Origin of the sequence: Candidatus Brevundimonas phytovorans (assembly GCA_029203145.1) — a bacterium.
GTDB lineage: Bacteria > Pseudomonadota > Alphaproteobacteria > Caulobacterales > Caulobacteraceae > Brevundimonas > Brevundimonas phytovorans.
Genome location: CP119309.1, coordinates 1,605,556 through 1,629,978 on the forward strand (window position 1 = coordinate 1,605,556; position 24,423 = coordinate 1,629,978).

Annotated in this window: 44 protein-coding genes; 31 read left to right on the forward strand and 13 right to left on the reverse strand. The window is 64.5% G+C overall.

Translation table 11 applies throughout. The features are described from left to right. Positions 1 to 207 precede the first annotated feature (207 nt). Genes P0Y52_07720 through P0Y52_07735 form a run of 4 tightly spaced genes read right to left on the reverse strand, consistent with a single transcriptional unit; the run spans position 208 to position 3,468 of the window. Positions 208 to 972 carry a hypothetical protein gene (locus tag P0Y52_07720; protein WEK59413.1) on the reverse strand — a complete coding sequence of 255 codons (765 nt, stop codon included), beginning with the start codon at positions 970 to 972 and terminating at the stop codon, positions 208 to 210. A 53-nt stretch (positions 973 to 1,025) separates the two neighbouring features. Further along, a complete protein-coding gene (locus tag P0Y52_07725) occupies positions 1,026 to 1,757 on the reverse strand; it encodes a hypothetical protein (protein ID WEK59414.1) in 732 nt (243 codons plus the stop codon). After that, the gene (locus P0Y52_07730; GenBank protein WEK59415.1) at positions 1,754 to 2,971 is read right to left on the reverse strand and encodes a site-specific DNA-methyltransferase; all 1,218 of its coding nucleotides are present in this window, start codon (positions 2,969 to 2,971) and stop codon (positions 1,754 to 1,756) included. The genes P0Y52_07725 and P0Y52_07730 overlap by 4 nt, the downstream gene beginning before the upstream one ends. Positions 2,972 to 2,976: 5 nt before the next feature. After that, positions 2,977 to 3,468 (reverse strand): hypothetical protein, encoded by a 492-nt coding sequence (locus P0Y52_07735; protein ID WEK59416.1) that lies wholly within the window; start codon positions 3,466 to 3,468, stop codon positions 2,977 to 2,979. 29 nt (positions 3,469 to 3,497) lie between these two features. Here P0Y52_07735 and P0Y52_07740 point away from each other — a divergent pair, with 29 nt between their 5' ends. Then, complete coding sequence (locus tag P0Y52_07740; GenBank protein WEK59417.1) at positions 3,498 to 4,136, forward strand: hypothetical protein; 639 nt, start codon at positions 3,498 to 3,500, stop codon at positions 4,134 to 4,136. A gap of 5 nt (positions 4,137 to 4,141) precedes the next feature. Here P0Y52_07740 and P0Y52_07745 read toward each other — a convergent pair whose 3' ends face one another. From P0Y52_07745 to P0Y52_07755, 3 genes are read right to left on the reverse strand one after another with little or no spacing between them, the layout of a single operon-like run. Next, positions 4,142 to 4,486: a hypothetical protein gene (locus P0Y52_07745; protein WEK59418.1), complete on the reverse strand. Its 345-nt coding sequence runs from the start codon at positions 4,484 to 4,486 to the stop codon at positions 4,142 to 4,144. Continuing rightward, on the reverse strand, positions 4,483 to 5,019 hold the full coding sequence (locus P0Y52_07750) for a hypothetical protein (protein ID WEK56451.1): 537 nt from the start codon (positions 5,017 to 5,019) through the stop codon (positions 4,483 to 4,485). Before P0Y52_07750 ends, P0Y52_07745 begins: the two co-directional genes overlap by 4 nt. Continuing rightward, positions 5,019 to 5,279 (reverse strand): hypothetical protein, encoded by a 261-nt coding sequence (locus tag P0Y52_07755; GenBank protein ID WEK56452.1) that lies wholly within the window; start codon positions 5,277 to 5,279, stop codon positions 5,019 to 5,021. The genes P0Y52_07750 and P0Y52_07755 overlap by 1 nt, the downstream gene beginning before the upstream one ends. Positions 5,280 to 5,464: 185 nt before the next feature. On the opposite strand from P0Y52_07755, the gene P0Y52_07760 reads away from it, so the two are divergent. The 4 genes from P0Y52_07760 (at position 5,465) to P0Y52_07775 (ending at position 7,063) form a co-directional block, all read left to right on the forward strand. Then, the gene (locus P0Y52_07760) at positions 5,465 to 5,686 is read left to right on the forward strand and encodes a hypothetical protein (GenBank protein ID WEK56453.1); all 222 of its coding nucleotides are present in this window, start codon (positions 5,465 to 5,467) and stop codon (positions 5,684 to 5,686) included. 88 nt (positions 5,687 to 5,774) lie between these two features. Then, a complete protein-coding gene (locus P0Y52_07765) occupies positions 5,775 to 6,164 on the forward strand; it encodes a hypothetical protein (GenBank protein ID WEK56454.1) in 390 nt (129 codons plus the stop codon). A 265-nt stretch (positions 6,165 to 6,429) separates the two neighbouring features. Then, positions 6,430 to 6,603 (forward strand): DUF1328 domain-containing protein, encoded by a 174-nt coding sequence (locus P0Y52_07770; GenBank protein WEK56455.1) that lies wholly within the window; start codon positions 6,430 to 6,432, stop codon positions 6,601 to 6,603. Positions 6,604 to 6,787: 184 nt separating this feature from the next. Then, the gene (locus P0Y52_07775; protein ID WEK56456.1) at positions 6,788 to 7,063 is read left to right on the forward strand and encodes a hypothetical protein; all 276 of its coding nucleotides are present in this window, start codon (positions 6,788 to 6,790) and stop codon (positions 7,061 to 7,063) included. An 11-nt stretch (positions 7,064 to 7,074) separates the two neighbouring features. Here P0Y52_07775 and P0Y52_07780 read toward each other — a convergent pair whose 3' ends face one another. Beyond that, a complete protein-coding gene (locus P0Y52_07780) occupies positions 7,075 to 7,716 on the reverse strand; it encodes a DUF1275 family protein (protein WEK56457.1) in 642 nt (213 codons plus the stop codon). 198 nt (positions 7,717 to 7,914) lie between these two features. Between P0Y52_07780 and P0Y52_07785 the strand changes: the two genes are divergently transcribed. Further along, positions 7,915 to 8,133, forward strand: a complete 219-nt coding sequence (locus tag P0Y52_07785) for a hypothetical protein (protein ID WEK56458.1) — start codon at positions 7,915 to 7,917, stop codon at positions 8,131 to 8,133. 199 nt (positions 8,134 to 8,332) lie between these two features. Here the strand turns inward: P0Y52_07785 and P0Y52_07790 are convergent, their stop codons facing one another. Then, entirely contained in the window at positions 8,333 to 8,653 is a 321-nt protein-coding gene (locus tag P0Y52_07790; GenBank protein ID WEK56459.1) for a hypothetical protein, read from the reverse strand. A 42-nt stretch (positions 8,654 to 8,695) separates the two neighbouring features. Then, on the reverse strand, positions 8,696 to 9,121 hold the full coding sequence (locus P0Y52_07795) for a helix-turn-helix transcriptional regulator (GenBank protein WEK56460.1): 426 nt from the start codon (positions 9,119 to 9,121) through the stop codon (positions 8,696 to 8,698). Between P0Y52_07795 and P0Y52_07800 the strand changes: the two genes are divergently transcribed. The 3 genes from P0Y52_07800 to P0Y52_07810 are packed head-to-tail and all read left to right on the forward strand — an operon-like array spanning position 9,120 to position 10,168. Then, on the forward strand, positions 9,120 to 9,359 hold the full coding sequence (locus P0Y52_07800; GenBank protein WEK56461.1) for a helix-turn-helix transcriptional regulator: 240 nt from the start codon (positions 9,120 to 9,122) through the stop codon (positions 9,357 to 9,359). The genes P0Y52_07795 and P0Y52_07800 overlap by 2 nt on opposite strands. Before the next feature lie 44 nt (positions 9,360 to 9,403). Continuing rightward, the gene (locus P0Y52_07805) at positions 9,404 to 9,664 is read left to right on the forward strand and encodes a hypothetical protein (protein WEK56462.1); all 261 of its coding nucleotides are present in this window, start codon (positions 9,404 to 9,406) and stop codon (positions 9,662 to 9,664) included. Between the two features lie 60 nt (positions 9,665 to 9,724). Next, entirely contained in the window at positions 9,725 to 10,168 is a 444-nt protein-coding gene (locus P0Y52_07810; protein WEK56463.1) for a hypothetical protein, read from the forward strand. Here P0Y52_07810 and P0Y52_07815 read toward each other — a convergent pair. Next, entirely contained in the window at positions 10,111 to 10,545 is a 435-nt protein-coding gene (locus tag P0Y52_07815; GenBank protein WEK56464.1) for a hypothetical protein, read from the reverse strand. The two genes, P0Y52_07810 and P0Y52_07815, sit on opposite strands and share 58 nt — an antisense overlap. 80 nt (positions 10,546 to 10,625) lie before the next feature. Between P0Y52_07815 and P0Y52_07820 the strand changes: the two genes are divergently transcribed. The 8 genes from P0Y52_07820 to P0Y52_07855 all read left to right on the forward strand — a co-directional run bounded on the left by P0Y52_07820 (position 10,626) and on the right by P0Y52_07855 (position 15,015). Continuing rightward, complete coding sequence (locus P0Y52_07820) at positions 10,626 to 10,808, forward strand: hypothetical protein (GenBank protein ID WEK56465.1); 183 nt, start codon at positions 10,626 to 10,628, stop codon at positions 10,806 to 10,808. Further along, positions 10,805 to 11,179 carry a hypothetical protein gene (locus P0Y52_07825; protein ID WEK56466.1) on the forward strand — a complete coding sequence of 125 codons (375 nt, stop codon included), beginning with the start codon at positions 10,805 to 10,807 and terminating at the stop codon, positions 11,177 to 11,179. The genes P0Y52_07820 and P0Y52_07825 overlap by 4 nt, the downstream gene beginning before the upstream one ends. Next, positions 11,176 to 11,601, forward strand: a complete 426-nt coding sequence (locus tag P0Y52_07830) for a helix-turn-helix domain-containing protein (GenBank protein ID WEK56467.1) — start codon at positions 11,176 to 11,178, stop codon at positions 11,599 to 11,601. Before P0Y52_07825 ends, P0Y52_07830 begins: the two co-directional genes overlap by 4 nt. After that, positions 11,598 to 12,509 (forward strand): helix-turn-helix domain-containing protein, encoded by a 912-nt coding sequence (locus P0Y52_07835; protein WEK56468.1) that lies wholly within the window; start codon positions 11,598 to 11,600, stop codon positions 12,507 to 12,509. The genes P0Y52_07830 and P0Y52_07835 overlap by 4 nt, the downstream gene beginning before the upstream one ends. Then, positions 12,445 to 13,161, forward strand: coding sequence for a hypothetical protein (locus tag P0Y52_07840; protein ID WEK56469.1), 717 nt, complete (start codon positions 12,445 to 12,447; stop codon positions 13,159 to 13,161). The genes P0Y52_07835 and P0Y52_07840 overlap by 65 nt, the downstream gene beginning before the upstream one ends. Beyond that, complete coding sequence (locus P0Y52_07845) at positions 13,158 to 13,895, forward strand: hypothetical protein (GenBank protein WEK56470.1); 738 nt, start codon at positions 13,158 to 13,160, stop codon at positions 13,893 to 13,895. Before P0Y52_07840 ends, P0Y52_07845 begins: the two co-directional genes overlap by 4 nt. Then, positions 13,892 to 14,161 carry a hypothetical protein gene (locus P0Y52_07850; protein WEK56471.1) on the forward strand — a complete coding sequence of 90 codons (270 nt, stop codon included), beginning with the start codon at positions 13,892 to 13,894 and terminating at the stop codon, positions 14,159 to 14,161. The genes P0Y52_07845 and P0Y52_07850 overlap by 4 nt, the downstream gene beginning before the upstream one ends. 641 nt (positions 14,162 to 14,802) lie before the next feature. Then, entirely contained in the window at positions 14,803 to 15,015 is a 213-nt protein-coding gene (locus P0Y52_07855) for a hypothetical protein (protein ID WEK56472.1), read from the forward strand. Here P0Y52_07855 and P0Y52_07860 read toward each other — a convergent pair. Continuing rightward, positions 15,012 to 15,638 carry a DUF4145 domain-containing protein gene (locus P0Y52_07860; GenBank protein WEK56473.1) on the reverse strand — a complete coding sequence of 209 codons (627 nt, stop codon included), beginning with the start codon at positions 15,636 to 15,638 and terminating at the stop codon, positions 15,012 to 15,014. The two genes, P0Y52_07855 and P0Y52_07860, sit on opposite strands and share 4 nt — an antisense overlap. Positions 15,639 to 15,772: 134 nt before the next feature. Between P0Y52_07860 and P0Y52_07865 the strand changes: the two genes are divergently transcribed. The 14 genes from P0Y52_07865 to P0Y52_07930 all read left to right on the forward strand — a co-directional run bounded on the left by P0Y52_07865 (position 15,773) and on the right by P0Y52_07930 (position 24,001). After that, positions 15,773 to 16,252: a hypothetical protein gene (locus tag P0Y52_07865; GenBank protein ID WEK56474.1), complete on the forward strand. Its 480-nt coding sequence runs from the start codon at positions 15,773 to 15,775 to the stop codon at positions 16,250 to 16,252. Then, positions 16,249 to 17,772: a terminase large subunit gene (locus tag P0Y52_07870; protein WEK56475.1), complete on the forward strand. Its 1,524-nt coding sequence runs from the start codon at positions 16,249 to 16,251 to the stop codon at positions 17,770 to 17,772. Before P0Y52_07865 ends, P0Y52_07870 begins: the two co-directional genes overlap by 4 nt. Then, positions 17,769 to 19,031, forward strand: coding sequence for a phage portal protein (locus tag P0Y52_07875; protein WEK56476.1), 1,263 nt, complete (start codon positions 17,769 to 17,771; stop codon positions 19,029 to 19,031). The genes P0Y52_07870 and P0Y52_07875 overlap by 4 nt, the downstream gene beginning before the upstream one ends. Further along, positions 19,028 to 19,687 (forward strand): HK97 family phage prohead protease, encoded by a 660-nt coding sequence (locus P0Y52_07880; protein WEK56477.1) that lies wholly within the window; start codon positions 19,028 to 19,030, stop codon positions 19,685 to 19,687. Before P0Y52_07875 ends, P0Y52_07880 begins: the two co-directional genes overlap by 4 nt. Before the next feature lie 62 nt (positions 19,688 to 19,749). Beyond that, positions 19,750 to 20,955: a phage major capsid protein gene (locus tag P0Y52_07885; GenBank protein ID WEK56478.1), complete on the forward strand. Its 1,206-nt coding sequence runs from the start codon at positions 19,750 to 19,752 to the stop codon at positions 20,953 to 20,955. Positions 20,956 to 21,048: 93 nt separating this feature from the next. Beyond that, a complete protein-coding gene (locus P0Y52_07890; GenBank protein WEK56479.1) occupies positions 21,049 to 21,243 on the forward strand; it encodes a hypothetical protein in 195 nt (64 codons plus the stop codon). Further along, positions 21,243 to 21,554: a head-tail connector protein gene (locus P0Y52_07895; protein ID WEK56480.1), complete on the forward strand. Its 312-nt coding sequence runs from the start codon at positions 21,243 to 21,245 to the stop codon at positions 21,552 to 21,554. The genes P0Y52_07890 and P0Y52_07895 overlap by 1 nt, the downstream gene beginning before the upstream one ends. Before the next feature lie 9 nt (positions 21,555 to 21,563). Further along, a complete protein-coding gene (locus P0Y52_07900; GenBank protein WEK56481.1) occupies positions 21,564 to 21,758 on the forward strand; it encodes a hypothetical protein in 195 nt (64 codons plus the stop codon). Continuing rightward, complete coding sequence (locus P0Y52_07905; protein ID WEK56482.1) at positions 21,758 to 22,093, forward strand: phage head closure protein; 336 nt, start codon at positions 21,758 to 21,760, stop codon at positions 22,091 to 22,093. Before P0Y52_07900 ends, P0Y52_07905 begins: the two co-directional genes overlap by 1 nt. Continuing rightward, complete coding sequence (locus tag P0Y52_07910) at positions 22,080 to 22,523, forward strand: HK97 gp10 family phage protein (protein ID WEK56483.1); 444 nt, start codon at positions 22,080 to 22,082, stop codon at positions 22,521 to 22,523. Before P0Y52_07905 ends, P0Y52_07910 begins: the two co-directional genes overlap by 14 nt. Further along, complete coding sequence (locus P0Y52_07915; GenBank protein ID WEK56484.1) at positions 22,524 to 22,916, forward strand: DUF3168 domain-containing protein; 393 nt, start codon at positions 22,524 to 22,526, stop codon at positions 22,914 to 22,916. Positions 22,917 to 22,926: 10 nt separating this feature from the next. Beyond that, entirely contained in the window at positions 22,927 to 23,361 is a 435-nt protein-coding gene (locus tag P0Y52_07920; GenBank protein ID WEK56485.1) for a phage tail tube protein, read from the forward strand. Then, complete coding sequence (locus tag P0Y52_07925) at positions 23,361 to 23,690, forward strand: hypothetical protein (GenBank protein ID WEK56486.1); 330 nt, start codon at positions 23,361 to 23,363, stop codon at positions 23,688 to 23,690. Before P0Y52_07920 ends, P0Y52_07925 begins: the two co-directional genes overlap by 1 nt. A 173-nt stretch (positions 23,691 to 23,863) precedes the next feature. Further along, a complete protein-coding gene (locus tag P0Y52_07930) occupies positions 23,864 to 24,001 on the forward strand; it encodes a hypothetical protein (GenBank protein WEK56487.1) in 138 nt (45 codons plus the stop codon). Here the strand turns inward: P0Y52_07930 and P0Y52_07935 are convergent. Next, a complete protein-coding gene (locus tag P0Y52_07935) occupies positions 23,998 to 24,372 on the reverse strand; it encodes a hypothetical protein (GenBank protein ID WEK56488.1) in 375 nt (124 codons plus the stop codon). The genes P0Y52_07930 and P0Y52_07935 overlap by 4 nt on opposite strands. Positions 24,373 to 24,423 lie beyond the last annotated feature (51 nt).

Genomic DNA, 24,423 nt, shown 5'->3' on the forward strand with positions numbered 1-24,423 from the left:
TAGGTGCTGCGGATAGGGATTGGTCAGCCTTCAGCTTTCGATGGTTCCAGTTGTAGGCCGAGGTTTCGTAGTCGCCGTATGCATCCTCGATCTCATCAGTCTGGACACAACCTCGGCGGCACTCGATCCAGCTTTCAACGGCGTCTTCGCACACACGATAGGTCACGTAGCGGGCCTTGGAGCCGCAGTCGCACAAGCGAAGGTCCATCACTGCCCCTTCTGTTGCAGGGCGGTGAGGGCTTGGGCCGCCTTCTCGAAAGCCGACAGTGGCAAGGGCTGTATTACGGGTGAAGGGTTGCCTGGGTCCGGCGCGCATACCTCGACCACGGACCAGCAGCCGAACTTGTCGGCCAGTGCCGCAAACGGCTTCAACGCCTCAACCGCCGCCCGCAGCTTCTCAGCCTCTGGCGCGGGCGGGGTGTGATTGTCGATGATCTTGAGAACGTCGCCCGTAGCGGTAGACGCCTCCTCGTTGTCCAAGCAGAAGTCTTGCTGGAACAGGGCGTGGATCGCGTTGGCGACCGGGCTGTCAGGCCACGGTTCATCCTCGACCGCCTCCGGCTGCGCTTCCTCGCGGGCTTGGGGCTGGGCGCGGAGGCGGCCATTAATCTCAGTGAACGACAACCCGCACCCTTGGCAGGTCCAGCCTTGGATTTCACCGCCGCAACTCTGACACGCCAACGCATCTGCCGGGGCTTCCTCGCGGGTGGCGAGGGCGGCGGCTAGGTGGTCAGCCAGAATGCGCATCTCCTCTTCGCCGGTCGAAATGGTGGTTCCGTCATTCGACATAAGGTCCACCAATGGGTAGCCGACGTGCGGGTCATCCTCCCACGACATGTTGCTGAGATTGTAGTTCCTCAGGGCGCGGAACAGCACCTCAGATGACACGGCCCCGCCTTCCTCGCGCACAGGGGCGGCGGCGAGCATGGCGGAAATCTCCCTGCGCGGTGCCGACAACGGCAACAGGTTCACGGCTCGCTCCAGCAGGGAAACCGGAACGGACACTCGGGGCGTGGCAGGGGCGGTCATGCGGTCCTCGCATCAAAAAGGTCGCGTTGATCAGGGGTGAGGCCGTCGAGGTCTCCCCATTGGTCAGCCATAGCGTTGGCGATGCCGTCGAAGGTCTTGGACCTGAAGGCCCAGCGATCAGCCGATGGCGGGGCGCGGTGGATGGCCGACCACGCCTTGTGTTCGTCGGTTCCAGGTTTCGGCGGCGTCAGGCGGTCGGTCGCAACCAGAGGGGGTAGGCCGCGCAGATAGAGCCCGGTTCCCTTGAAGGCCTTCTCACCGAACCACCAAGGCTGGACAGTCTGAGCCGGACGCCGGAAGTCGCGGATGCGCTCACGGGCATGAGGGTTCATGACCGGGTTCTCAACGCAGATCCGCTCGACAGGTGCGGTCCACAGGTCGGAAAACAGCGCCGCGCCCTGATCCAGGTGCAGCCACATCACGGCCAGTCTCTCGTCCCGCGTCATGCCGGGCCACGCCGCCAACTCCTCAGGCGTGCAGTCCCGTGGAGGGTTCGTCGGCGGCTCCTTGAGCCACCGGACGCCCGAGTTGCAAAGGCGCGTACAGGGCGGATGGAAGACGGCGAGCAGGTCCCATCCGTCGTTCAGGAAGTCGCGCACGTCTCCGACCAGGTGACGGTTCGATCCGTCCGCGGCGGGCAGCAGGTCGCATGACCAGGCATCGTGCCCCCGCGCGGCGAAGGCCCGGCGAACGACGCCGGAGAACTCGCAGCCGATGAGCACCCTCATGCTGCGATCTCCACGGCCGAGAACATGCCCTGGTCGCCAGCGATGCGGCGGCGAGCGATATCGGCGTATTCGGGGTTCAGTTCGATGATGGTGCAGTCGAGCCCGAGGCGGTCAGCCACCAGTGCCGTGGTGCCGGCGCCGCCGAACGGATCCAGCACTTTGCCGCCGGCCGGGCAGCCAGCGCGAAGGCAGCGCTCCACCAGCTCAGTGGGGAACGTCGCAAAGTGCGCGCCCTTAAACGGTTGGATCGCCATCTCGAAAACGGTCAACGGTGCCGGTTCATAGTTCCGAAGGTAGCGCCCCTCGCCACGCGGCGTATTTGCAATGCCGGTGTGGTTGATGTGGCCTTCGTGACGTGGCGAGACCGTCCGGCTCTTGCCCTTTTCCCGGCCCTGTCGATGGTGCGATCCGTGGCCGCCTTCGCCTGTGTCCCACCCATCGGGCATCTTCACCCGGCGGTTGCCGGTGACAGCACGCGGCCCAGGCTCGCCGCCGACGTAGGATCCCCCGCGGTAGGTCGCCGCATCTTCATCAGAGGTCCGGCCCTGCAGCGAGGCTACGGCGTCGTAATAGCTGCCGATCTTGATCCAACGGTGCGCGGATTTAGCCGGGTCGGTGATTAGCGGACATTGCGCGGTCAGGTCCGGCGCAAACGACAGTTCCCCAGTGTCGCGCGCCCTCCAAATGTCGGCATCGGCGGATTTGGTCAGCAAGAAGATCTTTTCGTGCGCAGTGGCGGGCCGCTGCGAGCCGGAGGAGTCGGGCATGGGGTTAGTCTTTCCCCAGATGATCTCGGATCTGACCCACCAGCCCGCATCGCACAGGGCGATGGCAAGACGGTTCGGCAGCATGCACAAATCTTTGGGTTTTATGCCGCCGCCGATGGTCGACATGGGCTTGTCGCGGAAGGCGCGGTCATCCTTGCCTTCAGCCTTCGTGTCGGCGGCAGACCGGCCATTTGGAGCGGTGGCGTAGCAGTCTCCGTAGTTCAACCAGAGCGAGCCGTGAGGTTTCAGGACCCGGCGGACCTCTTCAAACACCTCCACCATGACGGCTAGGTGCTCTGCCAGGGTAGGTTCCTGCCCCATCTGGCCCGAAACGTCGTAGTCGCGCAGCCCCCAGTATGGCGGCGAGGTCACGACAATATCGACGGACTCTGCCTCCATGTCCCGCAGGCGATCACGGACATCTCCAAGAAGGATCGTTACAGCCATCCCCCTCACGCCTCCTGTGCGTTTGCGGAGGGGCGGTGGTCGTTGGCGGCTTTGATGATCGCTTCTCCAGCGGTGGTGTCGCCCGAGACGCCGAAGAGCGCCTGGCACAGGTCAAAGGGGTCGATGTTGAGGGCGGACCAGAAGGCCAGTTCGGCGCCGGAGTGCTGCTTCGTGTGGCAGTCCCGGCAGAGGGGCGTCGTCCAGCGGTCGGACGGCTTCTCGGCCTTGCCGGTGTGGCGCTTGCCGATGGTGATGTCCCCTGCCCTCAGGTGTGCGGCGTCGCAGGGTCCAGCGATCCCGCAGGCGGCGCAGGGCAGCCGGCGGATGAAGGCCAGGTGGCGGTTATCGCGCTCACGCGGCTGGCGCTGGCCGGGGCCTTCGGGGCGGAAGGATCGGGACCGGACGTGGCCGGGGGCGTAGTGCTTGCGCTTCAAGGCCCGCTTCTCCTCACGGAGGCGCGTCAGCTCGGCGTTGATCTGGAACAGCGAGCGGGTCATGCTGAGACCCAATCGCGGGGGAACAGCGTTTGAGCAGTAGGTTTTGGCCGATGTGGGCGGCGCTCGGCTTTATTTTTTGCGCGGGCGCTGCCGCGAGAGTGCTCGAAGCTGGCGTTGATTGGTCTGGATCGACGGCTGCGGACTGGTTCCAGGCTGTGGGCTCGGTTCTGGCAGTCGCCGCCGCGATCTTCGCCGCCTGGACGGCAAGCCGGCAATCGCGGCTGGCTGCAAATGCCGAAGTGGTCCGCACCGTCGAGCTGGTATGCAGCATCGGCTATCTGATGGCGGACATCAGCGCTGCAGCCTTCAATGAATTGAAGGAGGGGTCGTACGTGACGCCAGATAACTTTGAACACGTATCGAGAATGTACGTAGCATTCCCTGTAGATAGATATCCATCTGGTGAGATGGCGCTCTGCTTGGCACGCATTCATCGCCAAACCGAACAGTTCAAAAACGCCTACTTCGGCACGGTTGCAGCAACGGAAGGTCATGATCCGAGGACTGGCGATCGACAGCTCGACACGCGTGGGTTCGTCGATCCGCTGAAACTGTATAAAAGGGTCCAGGCCATTTCGGACGAGTACGATCGGCTTGTGCGCATCGGACAGGCGATCCTCGATCAACTGCCTGGGCCCCGTACAGTCATCCCATCTGGAAATGTTTGACCGGCTCATGCGGCCACCCTGTCGATCTCGACGGCGCGGCTCTGCTTCAGGAGGCTGTTGCGGGTCCGCTCGCCCTCCTGGGTCAGGATGACGGTGAACGGTCGCGCCGGAACATTGCGCTCCGGCCATGGTGCGGCCTGCTGGATAGCGACCAGATAGCCCTTGGCGATCAGGCGCAGGACCAGTTCCTCAGGGAAGGTCAGCCGGTCGTCGTGTCCGCCCATGACCTCGGGCTGCAGGCGGAACGGCACGCCCGCGAAGGCGCAGCGGCTCAGACGCTGTAGGGGACGGACGGCGCGCAGCAGCACGGCTTCATCGGCCACCAGGCGGCGGGGATGCTCGCGAATCATGCCGCCACCTGACTGGCTGTCTCGACGTAGCGGGTCTGAAGCTTGCGGCCCAAGGCGCCGCGATAGCGGAAGGGGCAAGCCTTGAGCCCGGCGCCGTTCTCGGCCTCCAGCATGGCGAGTTGACCGTCGGACATGGCGAGATCCACGCGGCGCTCGAAGGCCTCGGCCCAGCCGCGCCAGTCGGTGGCGGTCAGGTCTTCGGGCAGGAACAGGCGCTCGGACCAGTCCACGTCCTCGACGTATTCGGGCAGGCTGTAGGGGCCGACCTCTTCCTCAACGGGTACTGTCGCAACCTGCTGGACCGGCGGCGGGGCCGGGCTGTCGAGGTTCTGCCGGTCGTCCAGCCATGAGAGGGCCGCGCACAGGCGCTGGGCGAAGACCTCGGCATCGTCGACATAGGCCGACAGGTAGATGACCGGGACCCCTGCCCCGCCCGGTTCGCGGGCGCCGTCGATGCGGACGGTCGTGCGGCCGAACAGGTCGATGTCGCGTTTCGGCGTGCCGGTGCTGACGATGGAATAGAACTCGCGCATCAGGCCAGCGCCCACCAGAAGCAGCCGACGAGGCCGATGATGGGGGTCGCCTGGACGGCGAAGACGAAGACCCGACTGGCGCGTCCGGCGGCGGCCTGAACGGCGGCTTCACGGCGCGCCTGGCTCTGGGCCTCGGAGGCTTCGCGCATGATCCGATTGCACTCGCGCTCAGCGCGGCGGTCACGGACAGCCTGCCAGTTCGGATGGAAGCCGATGCCCAGCGGATGCGGGCGCATGTCGATGTAGCTGTCGTGGGCCATGGGCGCCTCCCCTCTTGGTGTGGGGAGAAGGTTCACACCATTTGAACCAACCGTCAAGTAAATAGTTCACGCCATTTGAACCAACGTCCGCGATTGTCGCATCGCCTATCGACTCCTCCTCGTAGGTCGACGATCAGTGTGCGTTAACTTCTGGGGGCGGGATGAGGAAGGACCAGACCTATCACGTGGCGCAGTTCAAGCGCCGTCGCGGAGAGCTTGCCGCTGGCGAGCTGCTGACCTTCCCCAGCGAAGACGCTGCGTTTCGCAGAGGCAAAGCCATGATGGGCCGCGTCGATGGCCTGGTCTTCTTCAAGATCGAGTGTCGCGAGGACGGGGACATCTGGAGCCGGATCGAAACCTTGGCGACCGTGGGAGACGTCCCACCGGAAGCAGAAGAGTCCGCTTGAGCCTTCACTCGACATAAGCGAACGGTGTGATATCAGTTAGCCAGCGTGCAACAAAGGGTTGCGCCATCTATCGAACCGGGGGGTTCCCATGAAGAAGACCGCTATCGCCGCCACACTATGCGCTGGCCTGGCCCTGACCGCATGCACCACGACCGAAAAGGTCAACGTCATGCAGCCGGGCGACCGCGCCATGACCTGCGCCCAGCTGAAGGACGAGTTTGCGCGGCTCGACACCGTCAAGCGCGACGCCGACAGCGACAAGGGCGTGAACGCGGCGAACGTTGCGGCCGTCTTGTTCTTCTGGCCTGCTGCCGCCGGCAACTACCTGAACGCCCGCGACGCCGAGCGGCTGGTCAGCGAGCGCCGCACCCACCTCATGACCTATTATAACGAGAAGCAGTGCGACAACCCGGCGAACGCCAACCTGACGTTCCAAGTCCCGAGCTTCTTGCTGGAGCCGATCGCCACCGGCGAATAAGGCCGACAGACCTAAATTTGGCGACGGCGGCTCCATCCGGGGCCGCCGTTTTCAATTGAGGATGAGGTGCGGCCGGCCATGACCCGGAGGTCAAGGGGGTGCCGGGCCGCGTGCGTTCTTCCAGAAACGCAATGCGAGCCTATTCGCACGCTTCAAAACTGACAACGGCGTTGATGTAACCCAGTGCTGAGAACCCCGCCCCAAGTGGTAAAAGCCGGAACTGCTCAGCCGGGGGATCGTTGGTGTCGCTTAAAGGAGAACGATCATGATCAAGTGGGCCATCATTTTCGCCATCATCGCCGTCGTCGCCGCCCTATTGGGCTTTGGCGGAATCGCTGGCGCGGCGGCGGGTATAGCCAAGTTCCTGGCGGTCCTCGCGCTGATAATCTTCGCGGTCTTCCTGGTGCTCGGTTTCACAGTGGCAAAGAAGGTCACCTGACCTTCCCTCACGAAATCCAAGAAGCGGCGGCTCCACTCGGGGCCGCCGTTTTCGCATGTGAATTTCAAAGCAGCCCGGCGAGAGCCTCCGGGGGGATTGCCCTACAAGCCAGGCCGCTGATCCCCAAAGGGATGAGTTCAGGATAAGCTCACCGCCATCAGCCCGCAACGCGCTAGGTGACGACATGGAAGAAGCCCCTGACCTCCAGAACGACCCCAGCATACGATTGGGCATGATCATGGGCCGCATGCAGGCGATCACGGACATGATGGCCCTTTTCGCGCATGAAGCAGCTGCCGAGGACGATATTCCCGGCCAGTTCAGGGACATCGTTCAAAGGCAGTTTGCGATCAGCAGATGGCTCGACCAAGCGAAGGCAGAGTGCGACGCGGAGTCGGAGTTGTTGCTTGCGGAGCTTCAAGCTCAAGAACGTGAAGACCCTGCCAGGGGTGAAACCTGAGCCGGCCGCAACTATCGCGGTTGTGGGGGTGATTTGACCGACAGGACAGCCAGCACCAGCATGGCAACGCCAGCGAAAGCCAAGGCGTTCGGACCAAAGCGCGCATAGGCCATCGCCCCCAACACTGCCCCGGCTAGCAGTCCGCCCCAAAGCAGCAGGTACGGAAACCATCCAAATCGGTCACCGCCCCAGAGCGCGACCGTCAGCCGTTTGCCCAGCTTGACCAGCGTGCCCGTCATGTAGGTCAAGCCGACGCTGACTTCGCCGTCCTGTGCGAACACGGCGTTCTGGGCGCCCATCGCCAAGGCGAGCAGCAGCGCGGCGAGCAGGCCTATGCCGAGCCAATGAGTTAGGGCCGCCAGGATCAACAGCACCGCGACGAGCCCGAGGATGGCCGGTTCCTTCCAGCCCCGAGCTGCGCGCCCCACGCTCGCTCCCAGCACGACCCCGGCGACAAATGACAGGATCAATCCGCCAGCGACAACCGCTGCTTCACTTGCCCCGGCAAGTCCGATCCCCAGCCGTGTCGAGTTGCCGCTCATGAACGAGACGAAGAATCCGCCCGTCATCAGGAAGCCGACGACATCAACATATCCGGCGACGGCGGATAGGCAGGCTGCGAGCGTTCTGGAGCGGGCGTCGAGACGGATCATTGTCCCCGATCATTACGCCGGGAAGCCAAGCAGGAAAACGATCCCGTCAGTTTCACTCAAGCCTGGCGGCGAAATCCCCGCCCTTTCGGACTTGGTGACTTAGGACGTTCGGGCACTACACGACAATTTTGAACAACCTCAGGGAACTGGCAGGTCATCCAAGCCCTCAAACGGACCGTAGTCGGAAGGGGCTCAGGCTTGCTCCAGAGCCGCTATCCGAGTGCAGTTTCCGAGTTCCGCTTCATGATGACCCGCTCCTCCCGCTTAGTCGATCTTCGCCAGCTACAGCGCAATGCCGAGAACATGGCTACGCTTTCACCCTTCAAGGCTGACCGCGATCGCTTCGGCCAGATCGCCCAGCGGTATCGTGAGGAGGCGGACACCCTAGAGCGCGAAAGCAAAAACGCCGCCCGTTGAGCAGGTCACCCAGCACCTCCCCTGCCCTGCTCAACCACAGCTGGGTCAGAGGGCCTCGCCTGGAAGGCCTGCTGTAGGGCAATCACCACGAATGCAGCGAAGATCAGCCCGACGATCCTGCGGAACCACACGTCAGCTCGATCGGGCGGGCGCTTCGGCGGATCTCGATCATCGTGCTCCATCCCCCACGCCTCCCTAGCTAGTTCGTCAGCAGCAGGCCGATCACCACAAAGGCCAGCAACACCAGCATCGCGAGAATGACGGCGATGGCTGCTTGGCCTTGCGCTCGAAGAGATCGAGCATCCGCCTCCTGGTCCAGGTAGAAGAGCCCCTCGCCTGCCGGGACGATCACCTTTTGCTTGATCAGCCACTCCACCATCGACCGCGAGTGCTTTTGCGGCAACGGCACTGCTGTCTCCGCGCTCAGCGCGCCGGCTTTCCGGAAATGCTCAATGGCTCGCTTGCGCATCATGGCCGCCATGATTGCAACGTTGCCGCCGGTTGTGGCCGCTACGTTCATTTGACCCTCCCACGAGGTTATCCGTCATTCACCCGTGAATGTTTATGCTGCGCGCCCAGTGCGCTTTTTGCTGTCAGCCTCAGACTTGGCGACGGTGGGCGCCGCTTCTTCCTTCGCCACTTCGCGAACAGCCGCCTCCAGACGCCGGATCCGCATAGCGTCGTCTGGGTGCATCAACAGCTCATGCGGCCGGATGTTCAGCAGTTCTGAAATGGCTTGAATATGGTCGCGGCGGAAGGGCTGGAGCCCATGCCACAGCCGACTAGCCGTATTCTTCGGATAGTCGAGCTTTTTGACCAAGTCATGCTGCTTGAGGCCCGCTGTGGCGAACCACTCATGCAGATACCAGTCCGGGCCGTCGGGTTGTTCCATGTTCACATGATGCGAACTTCCCCACAGGAAGTCGCCCGCCACCATGTGAACTTCTGAGATTGACGAAAGGTTCAAACTATGTGAACCTTTCAGCATGAAACTCGCTCATCATCGCGCAGCCCTCGGCCTCTCGCTTGAGCAGTGTGCCGTGGCCCTTGGCCTCAGCCCTTCCAGCAAGGGTTGGCTGTCTGAAATCGAAAACGGCAAGCGCGAGGCGTCGCTTCGACTGGCGCTCCGGATCGAGAAGTGGAGCGACGGCAAGGTCGCCGCAGGCTCGGTCTGTTCTGAGTTGCGGGTCGCGAACGACCAACCGCAGCAGCCGAAAGCCGCCTGACCATGGCGGGGGGCAACATCAAGGGGACGGGACGGCCAGTCTCGATGACCGAAAGCCTGATCCTGGCGGTGCGGGCGGTGGTCCTGCACGTCGAGGACTATCACCGGCTGCGCCGATCGGGAGCGGACGAGTTCACCGTGGCCCGCGTCCGCAAAGAGATGGTCGAGGCGGCGCGCCTGGCCAGTGAAACGGCCGACCTGTCGACGGCGCTCCTGCGCGCCATCGCCCCGACCGTCGCCCGCCTGACCGTCATCCAAACCGACCAACCCGAACCTCCCTCTGAGCCGCCGCCCCAAGCGGCCTGACCCTTTGACCGTATGGCCGGGCTTCCCGGTCGTCACCTTGCCCCAGACCGGAACTTCGCAATGAGCGAGCTCAACCCTGCCCACATCAAGGCCCTGTTCGATCAGCTGGTGACGGCGGTCGGGACGCATGACGCCGCCGCCGTCTTCCTCGGCATAAGCCGCCAACGCGTGAGCCAGCTGATCAGCACGTCGAACAACGACCTGCCGACGCTGATGCAGATCGCCAAGCTGGAACAGGTCTGCGGCCAGTCGGTGGTCTTCGGCGCCATGGCGCGCATGGTCGAGGGTGACGAGGCCATGAACTGCGCCCTGGCGGCCCACGTCGCCGCCAACGCGGCCAGCGGAGCCGCCCTGAGCACGGTCTATGAGATCGACGCCGACGGCGTGCGCGAGCCGCATGAGATCGAGAAGGCGCAGGACCGCGCCCGCGAGAACCTCGAAGCCGCTCAGCGCGCGTTCGACGCGACCATGCGGATGCGTCCGACGCTGCGGGTGGTGGCGTGATGTTCGGCGCTCAGCGTCTTGCTCAAGGCGGTCGGTGCTTTTCGGCCGGCACAAGTCGCCACGCCTTGCGCCGCGCTCATCACCAGATCACGGCCGAGGGTGTCCGCCTCGTGCTGCCGGATGGACCCGTACTTTCGGACGGGGAGGCCCGCAGGCTTGCCTGGGCAATCCTCGCTGACGTTGCGCCTGATGACGTCGACGCCATGCCCGAGGCGGTCACATACAAGGAAGCACAGCGCCTCGCCGTCCTGCGAGCCCTGAAGGAAGGCATCGATAGCATTGTGCCCCTGGCGACCGCTCTGGGTTGGAAGCGCCGCACTGTCGAACGACGGCTGGGAGAAATGATCACGGACGGCCGCGTTCAGGCGACCGGTCATTCCAAAACCAGGCGCTTTCACATGGCCACCGACGGGGTGCTGTGATGCTGGGAACGGTTTTCTCGCGCCTCCACGCGGCCGTGCTTGCGCTCACGGGCAAGGACAGCCTCCTGCATGGCCAGACCGACCCCTTCGCCACGGTGCAGGGCGTGTTCGACGCTTTGGAGCAACGCGCCACCGAGCGCCGCGACATGACCGCAGTCGGCAAGCTCAAGGCGGCCCGCAACATCGTGACCAGCGAGTGCCTGCGGGGCGCAAGATGACAGTCGCGACCAATAGAGCGAACTCGACCAATACCGGCGCCTTCGCCACGTCCCGCCGCGGCGGCCTGACGCCCCAAGAGGTCCAGATGGCCCGCGAGATGCGCGCCAAGGGCCGAGGCTGGCAGACCATCGCCAACGTCATGGGTCGGTGCCGTGAGGACCTGCAGGGGCTGGAGGCCTCCAACGACGTTGGATTGCCGGTTTGCGGTCCGCGACCGCGCCCTTTCGCCTGGACGGAAGAGAAGCTGGCCACCTCGGAGCGGCTTTACCGGGAGGGCCATGGCGCCAACACCATCGCGTCAGCGGTCGATTGCGACCTGAGGACGGCGGAGGCGCGTTACAGCCTGCTGCGCCGGAAGGTGACGCGATGACGCCTGAACGCCGGATCAAGGCCCGCGCTGTGGTGGAGTTCGTTGCCAGGCGTCACGGCATCAGCCTCGGCGAGATCACTGGCCGCAGGGTGATCCGCTCGGTCGCGCGGCCTCGCCAGATCGCGATGTACGTGATCCGTGACGTCTGTCCGCACCTGAGCCTGCCGCAGATTGGGCGGGCCCTAGGCGGGCGCGACCACACAACCGTCATGCACGCGGTCCGAAAGGTCGAGAGCCTGATGGCGGCCGATGCTGCCTTCGCGGCTGAGGTGAATGGCACCCTGGATTACTTCCGTGCCCTGCCCGCCGATCCGGTCGACCTAATGCTGACAGCGCAGATCGATGCAGCATCCAAGCACCTGGAGGCCCTGATCCTTGAGGCCCGCGGCCGCATCGCCATGGCCGGGCTGGCGACCCTATGAGCGTCCAGGCCATCACATGGGCGCTGGACCAGCCGTGCGCGACAGCGACGGAGAAGGCGATCCTCTTCGTCCTGGCGAACTACGTCGGCGCCGACGGCACCTGCTACCCCGGACAGGACACCCTGGCGGCCCAGTCGTCCTGCTCGGTGAAGAGCGTGGAGCGGTCGCTGGCGGTCTTCGAGAGCCGTGGCTGGATCAAGCGCCACGCCCGTCGTCGACGTGACGGATCGCGCACGTCGGATTTGATCGAGTTCATCGCCACGACCCCGCCGGAGAGGGCTGACACCGCTCAACCCGACACAGAGTCGGCTTGCGAACCAACCCGACAGCCTGTCCGGACCAACCCGACACCCTGTCCAAACCAACCCGACACGGTGTCGGGGCTCACTACGTTTGAACCGCTAGGGGAACCATTAGGTGAACCGCTAGGTGCTGCTGTTGCTGCACAGGCGCCTGCGAACGATCCGGTTCCGGTGGTTCGGGTCGTCGAGGTGGTGGTCAGCGACTGGCCGGAGGGCGACGCCCGGCACCACGCCGAGCTGCTGGCCCACGCCGCCAACACGGTCCGTCTCGACCCGGCCCGCCAGCCCGGCCTGACCACGACGCTGGGCCGCCTCGCCGCCTGGCGCCGAGACGGAGCGAGCTGGGAGCACGACGTCCTGCCTGTCGTCACCGCCATCGCCGCCAAGCGCGGTCCGCCCATCGCGTCGTGGAAGTTCTTCGACGCCGCCATCGCCCAGTCCATCGCCGACAACCGCCAAGCCCTGAACATTCCGGAGGCCCGCCATGCAAACCAGACCCATGAACAGCTTCCCCGTCGCACAGCCGAACGCAGCGCAAACCGTGACCGATCGACTGCCGGCGCTGAGAGGGCCACTGCGGTCGTGGCTGCTCGTCGAAACTTCTGACGCCAAGGCCATCGAGGTCATCGCCGCCAGCGACGTGCTGCGGTCCGAGGCCGCCATGCTGTTGCCCGCGCTGCGCCAGGAGGCCCTGCGCCCCGCCACGCCGGACGAGATCATGCTGATCGTGAAGAGCCGGGAGCAGATCTTCGGCGACTTGCGGATGGAGCGGAGCGAGGTGGAGTGGACCGCGTTCTGGGCCGACTATTTCGAGGCGCTGAGCGGCATGACGGCGGCGAGCATCGAGACGGGCATGGTGGCCTACATCGCCCTGCCGGACAGCGAGTGGGCGCCGAAGCCGGGCAAGCTGGCGCATCTGGCCAGGACGACGCCGACGTGCGGCCGCTTCACTCGGGCCTACAATCGCGCCCGTGCGGCGGTGGTCGCCAGCCAGAAGGCGGCCGAGCCCAAGCCGGTGGTCGAGGACCGTCCGTCGCCTGAGGAGGTCAAAGCCATGGTGGCGAAGACGCTCGCCGCCCTGGCTGAGACGCCGACGGCCAAGGCAGCCGCTGCGAGAAAGAAGGCCCTGCGTCCGACTCCGTCCGCGCCCCTGCCCGCCGGCAGCGCCATGAGCGCCGAGATGCGGGCGATGCTGGAGGCCCGAAAGGTCATCCCGCCCATCGACCACGAACCCTACCAGTACGGAGAAGCCGCATGACGACGATCAAGGCCACGGCCGCGCAGTCCATCGCGCTGGAGCGGCGCCGCCTGACGGACCGTGCCGCCTTGGTGCGCGGGCGGGTCGAGGCGACGCCCGGCTGCAACCTTCTGCCCAAGATCGCCAACGTCGAGAACCGCCTGAAGCTGATGCAGTACGGCGTCGCCAAGACGCTGCTGGACGAGATCGACGACACGCTAGAGGACCTGCGGCGGAAGGCGGATGAGAGTGAACTCGCGCAGGCATGCCGCCAGCAGGACGAGCTGCTTGCGGAGCGCGGGGTGGAGACGTTCGAAGTCGGCGCGGTCCGCGCCCGCGACGGCTGGCAATGGCTGACCAGCCGAAAGCCTGCCCGGCTGTCCGCCGTCCAGATCGCAACGGGTGACCGCTACGCCGCTCTGCATGCCTCGGCGCACAGAGACGGCCTCTCGACGAGCGCCAATGACAACGGCGGCGGTGGTGACCTGACCGTCCAGCAGGTCATGGCAGCCGCCGAGTTGCGGCATGCTCAGCGACAGGCGCTGGCCGCGGTGCACGCCCATATAGCTCGGGCGACAGGATCTGAACGCCTTGCCGCCCTGCTGGAGGCGGTTTGCGGCCGGGGCAGCACCCCTCGCCAACTGGCCGGGAATGACGATCGCAAGGCCGCTGCCGTCGAGGTAGAGCTTCGCCTGGCTCTGGACATGGCGTCTGTGGCGTTCAAGATGACGCCGCGCATGGGGGAAGCGGCATGAGGCGACATCTGATCATCGGGCTGGCGGGAGCATGCTTGGCAGGCTGTTCGCCAGCAATGGAAAGCGATGCTGAGGCCATCGCGGGCGACGCGCTTGCTATGGCGGAAGAAGCCAAGGCTGCCGTCGAGGAGGCTCAGGCTGCAGCAGTTGAGGCACAGAATGTGGCGGCCAACGCTCAGTCTGACGTTCGGGATCTTGAGCAAAAAGTACACCACCTTGAGCGCGAGTTGAACGACCTCGATAGTCGCGCCGTCACTCGGTACTGAGCTATTGCGTTTCCGCGCAAATCAGGCGACAAATCTCTAACGGCGCTTCGCGCGTCCAGATCAGGCCCGCGGGAAACCGGCGGGCCTTTTCCTTGGAGCTTAGCGTAATGACGGCAGGGATAGTCGTTTACGTGTTGGGCGCTGTCGTCGTCTTTTCATGGATGCTACGAACCGCGAGGCACGTGCCGCCTCCGCTTGTTGTTATCAACCTTGCATTCTGGGCAGCGGCAGGTTGGCCATTCTTTGCAGCGGCTGTGGTTTTAGGCATGCTACTCAAGCTGTTGATCCCAGACAGATCCTGACCACGCCTTGGTAGCTCAGTCGGTAGAGCGCCCGCCCTTTTAGCAAGGTGCCCGGGGCTCGATTCATTGCGGTGCCCCTCCCACAACCTCGCACCACGTTCCCCTGGTCTGGCTCCCAAGCGCAGCAGGGCAACCACAACGGACCTTAGAGCTGAGAAAGCAACCGGGGTGCGGGCGGCGCGAGCCGTTCATTGCCGGGAAGGCCGGAACACTTGGGGCCAATCACCGATGGGCCAAGACACCAGAAGCGAAGCCGCTCTCCAGTACCGTAGGCTCTACCGCACCAGGCGCTGGCGCGACGTCAGGGCTAATCAGCTAACTAGGCATCCGCTCTGCGCCATGTGCCTGCCACGCGTCACGGCGGCCACGGTCGTCGACCACGTCACTAAGGACAGCAAGAAGACCGAGGATGGCTTCTTCGCCGGTCCCTTCCAGTCCCTCTGCAAGACTCACCACGACAGCACGAAGCAGCGGGAAGAGAAGCGCGGCCGCATCATCGGGTGCGATGACGATGGCGTGCCGCTAGATCCGAACCATCATTGGAACCGTTAGGCCTCCTCAGTGTCTTGCCGATAGGTCGCAATCTCGCCCGGTAACTCGAACACATACTTTAGGAAGGTTTCGGTGAATAACCTCAGAGGCTTCGCCTCTTCTTCTGTAAAATCTTCCGGATCATGCAGAGCTTCGTTGCCTTCTATCCTCACGCGGTCAGCCCATGCCCACATATCCGGTGTTATGCGATGATTGGTGTGTAGCCATTCGAGGCGCTTGAAAAAGGTCGCGCCCTCCGGCGCATCCGCCATGGTCTTGGTAGCGATATCTAAGGAAGATCGGAACATCGCAACAGCAGCGTTCCAACTCTTGCGCTTATATGCTTCCTCACCCTCGATGTAGCGCTTAGCGACTGGCCAAGGCGTATGAGCCGGAGCCGCTGCTTTTGTTACTTCTGGCCATGACTCACGAATGAACCACTGTTCATTTGTAAGATCACCATTCAACTGGATCAGATCCTGTAGCGCGCCATAGTTGTTTCGAACAGCCGCAGTGATCGGTAAGCGACACGAGCCGCAAAGCATCAAAATCAGCTTTTCGCCGCGTCGATCCGATTGCCAAACAACTTCACAGGCTACCCGCGCCGTAGAGCAGTGCGGGCAGTCCAGACGAAATACACCCATTGATAATCCTCCCCTCCTCAAGTTGAGACGGGGGGCTTTAAAAGTCCAGCGCCGCGCTCTTATGGACCGGCGGGGGCCCACAAAACTAACGCTAATCCAGTTTTCTCGCGCAGGCGCGCGCACGCGGAGGCGGCATGGCTCGCAAGCCTCGGAAGGCCCGCATCGACAGCGCGACCGAAGCGGTTGCCGTCATGCTCAGGGCGGCAAAGGAAATCGAAGCGCCAGCGCACGCTCCGCTTGAGTCGGACGCGCTGCCTTTCTGGGACGACATCATCGCGGCGCGGGCGAAGTCAGAATGGAATGGCCACGACCTGGCCATTGCGTCGGATCTCGCGAACGCTATGGCCATGTTGGTGGAGCAGCGCCGGTTGCTGCGATCTGAGGGCGTGACCACTACCGGGCCGAAGGGCGGCCTGACCACGCACCCGCGCGTGTCCGTCGTTCATGGACTGCACGCTCAAATCAAGGCGGCGCGGCAGTCGCTGAACATTCACGGCCGGGCGGCTGGCGAAGCGCGCGACGTCGCGAAGCGCCGGGCCCAGGCCAAAGAGATCGAGGACGGTAACCCTCTGGCGGACGAAGACCTGCTGGCGAGGCCGACAGCGCTCCAGTGACGAGGGGCGAGAAGGTCATCGCCTTCATCGAGCGGCTCTGTCCTACCCCAGAGGGCAAGCTGGTCGGCAAGCCGATGAAGTTGGATGCGTTCCAGAAGCGCTTCATCCTGGAGGTCTATGACAACCCGCACGGCACGCGCATCGGCATCCTGTCGATCGCTCGGAAGAACGGGAAGTCCGCTCTCATCGCCGGCATCATGCTGGCGCACCTTGTCGGGCCCGAGGCCCGGCTGAACAGTCAGATCGTGTCCGGCGCCCGAAGCCGGAAGCAGGCAGCCGTGGTCTTCAACCTCGCCGCCAAGATGGTGCAGTTGTCGGAGCGGCTGCGGAAGATCGTGCGGATCGTCCCGTCAGGGAAGACGCTGCACGGCCTGCCGATGAACACGGAGTATCAGGCTCTCGCCGCCGAGGCCGGAACGGCGCACGGCCTTTCGCCCGTCCTCGCCATCCACGACGAGATGGGCCAAGTCCGTGGCGAGTTCGACGCATTTATCGAGGCCATCGAGACGGCGCAGGGCGCCTACGACGACGCGCTGCAGCTGATCATCTCGACGCAGGCGCCGAGCGACGCCGACATGCTGTCGATCAGGATCGACGACGCCAAACGGTCGGGCGACCCGACCATCGTCTGCCACGTCTACGCGGCGCCGGAAGACGCAGAACTGACCGACCCCAAGGCCTGGGAGGCCGCGAACCCCGCCCTCGGGACATTCCGATCCCTGGTCGAGATCACGAACAAGGCGGCCGAAGCGGCGCGCATGCCCTCGGTCGAGAACAGCTTCAGGAACCTCTACCTCAACCAGCGGGTGACGCGGCACACGCCATTCGTCAGCCCGTCGATTTGGAAAGCATGCTCTGGCCCGGTTGATCTGGAGGTCTTCCAGCGCAACCCGGTCTACGGCGGCCTCGACCTGTCGCTGACAACCGACCTCACCGCCCTGGTCCTGATCGCTCAGGAGGGTGGGGCCTGGCACATCCTGCCGACCTTCTGGACCCCTGAAGCCACGCTGGTTGATCGGTCGAAGCGGGACCGGTCGCCATATGACGCCTGGGTGCGCGACGGCTTCATGGAGGCCACGCCCGGCCCGGCGGTTGAATATGGCTTCGTCGCGCGCGACATCGCCCGCATCACCGAGGGCATGGACGTCCGCAAGATCGCGTTCGACCGCCACAGGATGAAGACGCTTCAGGCCGAGCTGGACCGGCTGGACGTTACCCTGCCGTTCGAAGAGTTCGGGCAGGGCTTCGTCAGCATGGCGCCGGCCATCGACCGTGCCGAGATCGAGTTTCTACATCACCGCTTCCGCCATGGCGGGCACCCGGTGATGACCATGTGCGCCGCCAACGCGATCCTCGTTCAGGACGCGGCGGGCAATCGGAAAATGGACAAGTCCCAATCGACTGGCCGCATCGACGGCATGGTCAGTCTGGCGATGGCTGTTGGCGTGGCTCTAGGGCCCGCAGAAGGTGAGGAGGCGGGATGGAACGACTACCTCGCCAGCCTGGGAGTGCCCGCGTGATCACGAAGGCTGACCGAAATTATCAGCCGCTGGTTTTGCGAGATGCAGACCAGGACCTCGTTAAGTCGGACTTGGTTCAGCATCTCACCACGACGCGGCCTGACGGCTGGGTCGACAACTCAAACGCGGGCGTGGCTGTCACGGAGACGGGCATTCTCGGCCTGTCGGCGGCCTGGGCGTGCGTCAACCTGCTGGCCGGGACCATCGCATCGCTGCCGATCATGGTCTATCGCACCGACGCGGCGGGCAACCGCGTGCCAGCCAGGGATCACCCGCTCTACCGCGTGCTGCACGACAGCCCGAACTATGATCAGACCTCGCTCGATTTCTGGGAAGGCGGCCAGGCAGCCCTTGAGCTTCGCGGCAACATGCATGCGCGGATCGAGCGCAACGGTGGGCGGATCGTCGCTCTGCATCCGATCTTCAACCCATCCATCACCCGGCAGTCGAACGGCGCCCTTCGCTACCGCTGGACAGAGAACGGCAAGTCGTTCGACGAGCCGCAGGAGAACGTTTTCCACGTGCGCGGCTTCGGCGGATCGCCGCTCGGCGGCCTGTCGACGCTGAGCTACGGCCGTCAGGTCTTCGGCCTGTCGTTGGCAGTGAACGCCGCGGCGCAGACCACCTTCGCCAATGGGGTTCGCCCCTCGCTCATCTTCTCGGCACCGGCCGACAAGACGCTGGGCGAAGCAGTTCGAGGGCCACTGGAGAAGGCGCTTCAGGAGAAACACGCGGGCGCCATGAATGCGGGTCGTCCGATGCTCCTGGAGGGTGGGATCACCCCGCATCAGATTTCATTGTCGCCCGAAGACGCGCAGATGCTCGAGAGCCGGTCGTTCAGCGTCGAGGAGATCTGCCGCTTCTTCGAAGTGCCGCCCCACATGATCGGGCACACCGAGAAGTCCACCAGCTGGGGCACCGGCCTGGAGGAGCAGACGCTCCGCTTCCAGAAGTTCACTCTGCGGCGCCGGTTGAAGCGCATCGAACAGGCCATCGCCAAGCAGCTGCTGACTCCGGCCGACCGCGTCGCCGGCATCGTGGTCGAGTTCAACCTTGAGGGCCTGCTCCGCGCCGACAGCAAGGGCCGGTCCGAGTTCTACCAGAAGATGACCCAGATCGGCGCGATGACCATCAACGAGGTCCGCGCCCTTGAAAACCTGCCGCCGGTTCCGGGCGGCGATGTGCCGCGCATGCAGTCGCAGAACATCCCGATCAAAATGGCGAACCCGCCCGCGCTCGTCGCCGGAGGAGGTGAATGATGCTTCAGACCAAGGACAGCGGCCTCGGCCTGGATGTCAAAGCCGTTGGCGATGATGGAGTGATCGAAGGCTACGCCTCGACCTTCAACGTCATCGACAGCTACGGCGAGATGGTCGCGCCCGGCGCCTTCAAGGCATCAATCGCCGGGCTGAAAAAATCGAAGCGCGGCCTGAAAATGCTGTGGCAGCACGACAGCCACCAGCCCATCGGCATCTGGGATGATCTGGAGGAAGACGCCAAGGGGCTGCGGGTGGTTGGCCGGCTGCTGAAAGATACCGTGGCCAAGGCCGCCGAGGCCTATGCGCTGATCCGCGAAGGTGCACTGGACGAGCTATCCATCGGCTATCGCGAGCTGGAGTCGGCGCCGCACCCTGATCAGCGCGGCGTCACCATCCTGAAGAAGCTCGACCTCCGCGAGGTCAGCCCAGTCACGTTCGGCGCGCTCGGCCAGGCCGCTCGCATCGACACGGTCAAATCCATTTTGACGGCGGGCGAAGCCCCGACCGTCCGCCAGTTTGAGGACCACCTGCGGGAAGCAGGTTTCTCGAAGAGCGCTGCGGCCGCCATGGCCTCAGCCTGCAAGCCGTACCTTCGGGGGGAACCCGAGGCGAAGGCCGATGACGCAATGGACTTCCTCAAAGCCCTGCGCGCCTGACACCTCGCCCGCTTCGGCGGGCTCCAATGACACCCCCCCCCACATTTCTAAAGGAGGTCGCCATGAGCGATCAAAAGACTGCTGCCGAACTGGCAACCGAGTTCAAGGCTGATTTCGACACCAAGCTGGACGGCGTGAAAGCTCTCGCCGAGAAAGCCGTCGCCGAAGCCCAAAAGGGCATCGACGCCACCGGCGCCCAGAAGGAAGTCATCGACGGCGCCCTGACGGCCATGAACGAGGCCAAGGCCCGTCTGGACGATCTGGAACAGAAGATGGCGCGCGGCGGCGGCGATCCCGACCAGGGCGAGAAGTCGATCGGTGACCAGTTCGTGGAGTCGGAAGGCTTCAAAAGCTTCCAGGCCACCGGCTTCTCCAAGTCGGCGCGCGGCGGCGACCTGCAGATCAAAGCCACGCTTACGTCGGCAACGACCGCTGCCGCCGGTTCGGTCGGTGACGCCGTGCAGACCACGCGCCTGCCGGGCATCCTGCCCCTGCCGCAACGTCGCCTGACTGTGCGCGACCTGCTCTCCCAGGGCCGCATGGACGGCTCGACGCTGGAGTACGTCAAGGAAACCGGCTTCACCAACAGCGCTGCTCCGGTCGCTGAAGGCGCCGCCAAGCCGGAGTCGGACCTGCAGTTCGATCTGGTCACCACCTCGGCAAAGGTCATCGCTCACTGGATGAAGGCGTCGAAGCAGATCCTGAGCGATGTGTCGCAACTCCGCTCGACCATCGACCAGCGCCTGCTGTACGGCCTGGCCTATGCCGAAGAGCAGCAACTGCTGAACGGCAGCGGCTCGGGCCAGAACTTGCACGGCATCATCCCGCAGGCCACGGCCTACGCCGCTCCGATCACCATCTCCGGTGCCACCAGCATCGACATGATGCGTCTGGCCATGCTGCAAGCCGCCTTGGCCCAGTATCCCGCGACGGGCCACGTCATGAACCCCATCGACTGGGCGTTCATCGAGACCCTGAAGGACAGCGAGGGCCGCTACATCATCGGCAACCCGCAGGGCACGGCTTCGCCCACCCTGTGGTCGCTGCCAGTCGTGACGACCCAAGCTATCGCGGTCGACAAGTTCCTGACCGGCGCCTTCAAGCTGGGCGCCCAGGTCTTCGACCGCTGGGACGCTCGCGTCGAGACCGGCTACGTGAACGACGACTTCACCAAGAACCTCGTCACCATCCTGGCTGAAGAGCGTCTGGCCCTCGCGGTCTATCGCCCCGAAGCCTTTATCTATGGCGATTTCGGCCGCGTCACCTGATCTCCCTGAAACTGAACCGCCCGGCGGGATCAAACCTGCCGGGCCTCTTTTCGTGGCGGCCGAACACCTCGACCGCCTCGCAAGGAGGCCACCATGATCCAATCGTTCAAAGCCACCCGGCAAGTCCTGTTCGACCGCCTGTATCATTCGGGCGAGACCTACGATGGCAACGCCTCGGAAGTCGCGCACCTGGTCGACAACGGCGTGCTGGTCCCGCTCAAGGGCAAGGCCGCACCGGCGGCGCAGAACAAGGCCGAGCCGAGGGCCGAGAACAAGGCGGCCGACTGATGCTGGACGTCGTCGTCCTCACGACCGGACCGCTGATGTCGCTCGCCGAAGCCAAGCAGCACCTGCGCATCGACGGAAGCGATGATGACACCCTAGTCGAAGCCTATGCCGACGCCGCGGTCCTGTCGTGCCTCGACTACTGCGATCGCAGTTTGGTTCCTCAGGGTGCCGAGGCGGCGTTCAAAGCCGCTGCGCTTCTGACCCTCGGGGGCATCTACGCCAACAGGGAGTCGGTCATCACCGGCACTATCGTGGCCCTCAATCCCACGGTCGAGAACCTCCTGCGGCCGTATCGCACCATCCGCATCTAGGATATCGCCATGCGCACCGTGACGTTCGCCAGACTCTATCGCCATCGCCTGCCCAACGGCCACGCCGACTATCCGGCGGGCGCCAAGCTGACCGTCAGCGAAGACGTTGCAGGCAAGGCTCGCCGCGCCGGCGCCCTGAAGGCTGATCCTCTCGACCACGACAAGAACGGAACCAAGGGCGGCGTCGCGCCGAAGGCCGACTGATGCAGGCCGGAAAGCTGGATCGGCGCATCACCATCCAGCGTGTCACCACCACGCGGGACGAGTTCAACGCTCCGGTTGAAGCCTGGGCCGATCTGGTCACAGTCTGGGCCAGCTACGAGCCTGTGAAAGACGGGGAGCGATACCGCGCCGGAGAGCGCGCCGCCGAGATCAGCGCTCGTTTCCAGATCCGATATTCCTCTACCGTCGCCGATGTCACGCCGACTGATCGGCTGATCTTCGACCGACGCACCTACGCGATCACCCACGTAAAGGAGATCGGGCGACGCGAGGGCCTGGAGCTGTCGGCAGTCGGACGCGGCGATGGCCGGGTCTAAGCACTTCCGCGTCGAGGGCCTGCGGGCGGTCAATGATGCCCTGGGCCAGTTGCCCAAGGCCACGGGCCGCAATGTCCTTCGACGCGTCGCGGTGGCGCGGCTGGAGCCAGTGGCTGAGGCCATGCGCCAGAACGCGCCCGTTCATGCCGCTGATCTTCGCGACAGCATCACAGTCACCACGAAGCGCCCGCGCCGTCACCGCAAGGTGTCGGAGGTCGAAGCCTATGCAGGTCCAGGCCAGCAGCCGCAGGCGCACCTTCAAGAGTTCGGCGCGCCGCAACATGGGCCTCAACCTTTCGCCCGCCCCGCATGGGACGCCGAGAAAGAGAACCTGCTTCCCGGTGTTGGAGAAGACCTCTGGGCCGAGATCGCCAAGGCCGCCGCGCGGCTGGCGCGAAAGACCGCCCGTCTCGCAGCGAAAGGCAGCTGAATGGAAGCCGCTCTGATCAACCGCCTGCTGGTGTCAGCGGGTGTGACAGCGCTTGTCGCCCAACGGATCACGCCGGGCCGCCGCGACCAGGGCGGCGCCCTACCCGCCATCGTTCTTCATCGCATCGACGGGCAGCGCGACTATCACCTGACGGGCGCCTCCGGCCTGGTCGCTAGCCGTATGCAGGTCGATTGTTGGGCCGCGACCTACGGCGACGCCAAGCGCGCCGCGCGCGCCGTGGACGCCGTCATGTCCGGCGTCCGCTGGACGGTCGGCGACGTCCGTATCGACGCCGTCCTGATCGCAGACGAGCGCGACGACACATTCGATGAGGACGGCAACGCCCTCTACCGAACCTCCCTGGACCTGATGGTCCATCACGCCATCGCATAGGAGATCCGCAATGGCCGCTTCTGAAGCCACCATCGGTCTGGGCACCAAGTTCAGCTATCAGACCGACGACGGGCCGCCCGCCGTTTACACCGAGATCGGCGAAGCTGTTTCCATCCAGCCACCTCAGCCGGTACGCGAGACGGTCGATGTGACCCACCTCGCCAGCCCCAACGGAACGCGCGAGTTCCGCGGCACGCTGCGCGACCCCGGCGAGGCCGAGGTCACTTTCAACTTCACCGATGCGGCCTACGCCATAGCCTCGACGCTGTTCATGGCGGACGGCGTGACCATCTTCCGCGTCGAGTATCCTGACGGCGGCACCGAGGACTTTGAAGGCATCGTGACCGGCAAGCCGTCCGAAGCCATCGAAGTCGATAGCGTTCGTCGCTTCAGCCTGCCCATCAAGGTCACCGGCCTGCCCACTTACACCCCGGGGCCTAACTGATGGCGAACCAGATCAAGGGAGAAGTCGGCTTCCAGGCTGACGGGCAGGACTACACCCTCCTGCTGGACTTCAATGCGCTGTGTGAGCTTGAGGCCGTCGTCCCTGGCCTGATGGACGGGACCGCCGAGATCAAGTCACCCAGCGCCGTGCGTGCCGTCTTCCACGCCGCCCTTTCCGAGCACCATCCCGCCGTGGATGTGAAAGCGGCCGGCAGGATCATACACGACGTGGGTATCGCGCGGGCCGGAGAGCTGATTGGCGAGGCGATGGCCGCGTCGTTCGGCAAGTCGGAGGGTAAGGATCCTGCCCGCCCTCCGAAGGCCCGGTAGAGGACTGGAGGTGGGAGCGGGCGCTCTCACTCTGGATCGAGGCGGGGTTCAACGCTGACACCTTCTGGCGTCAGACGCCCCGCCTCTACCGGCTCTGCCTTCAAGCCAGGGGTCAGGCGGCCGAGACGGAACGAAAGAACCGCGCCTGGCTAGCCCACACCACGGCGAGCCTGATGGGTTTCGCCAATCACAACCCGAAGCGGATGCCGACACTCGAAAGCCTGACGAGCGAAACGGTGCCGGCAAGGGTGCAATCTCCCGAGGAGATGAAGGCCGTCTTCGCCGCCATGAGGATGGCCCGCCCGGTCTAGTTGCGAGGTGCTGAGATTCTGGCCGAGTAGTCCGGACCGGTCCGACGCAATCCGTCATCCCCGCAGGCTGCGTCGAGCATGATGTCGCCTGATCCGTCGGGTTCATCGAAGTAAATCGACGGATCGTCGCCGAACGCGACGTAGGCAAACCGTTTCCAACCGGTGTAGGCGCCCAAGCGGTTCTTGGCGTTGACGAACCCGCAGAGCACGTTGGCGTCGCCGCGCACATCTCGGAAGCGAGCGGATGGGAAGTCGAACAGGCGCGCGTCAAGAGCGGACCGTGCGCCGCTGAATAGTGCATTCGTGGGCGGCCCTAAGGGCGGCCTAGCGGGTGGCTCGGCCTGTAATCCAGCCAGGGCCGTCGCGATCAAGATCATCCTCATCCCCGCATTGAGCCTGCCGCGAGCGTTTCGCGCAAGGAG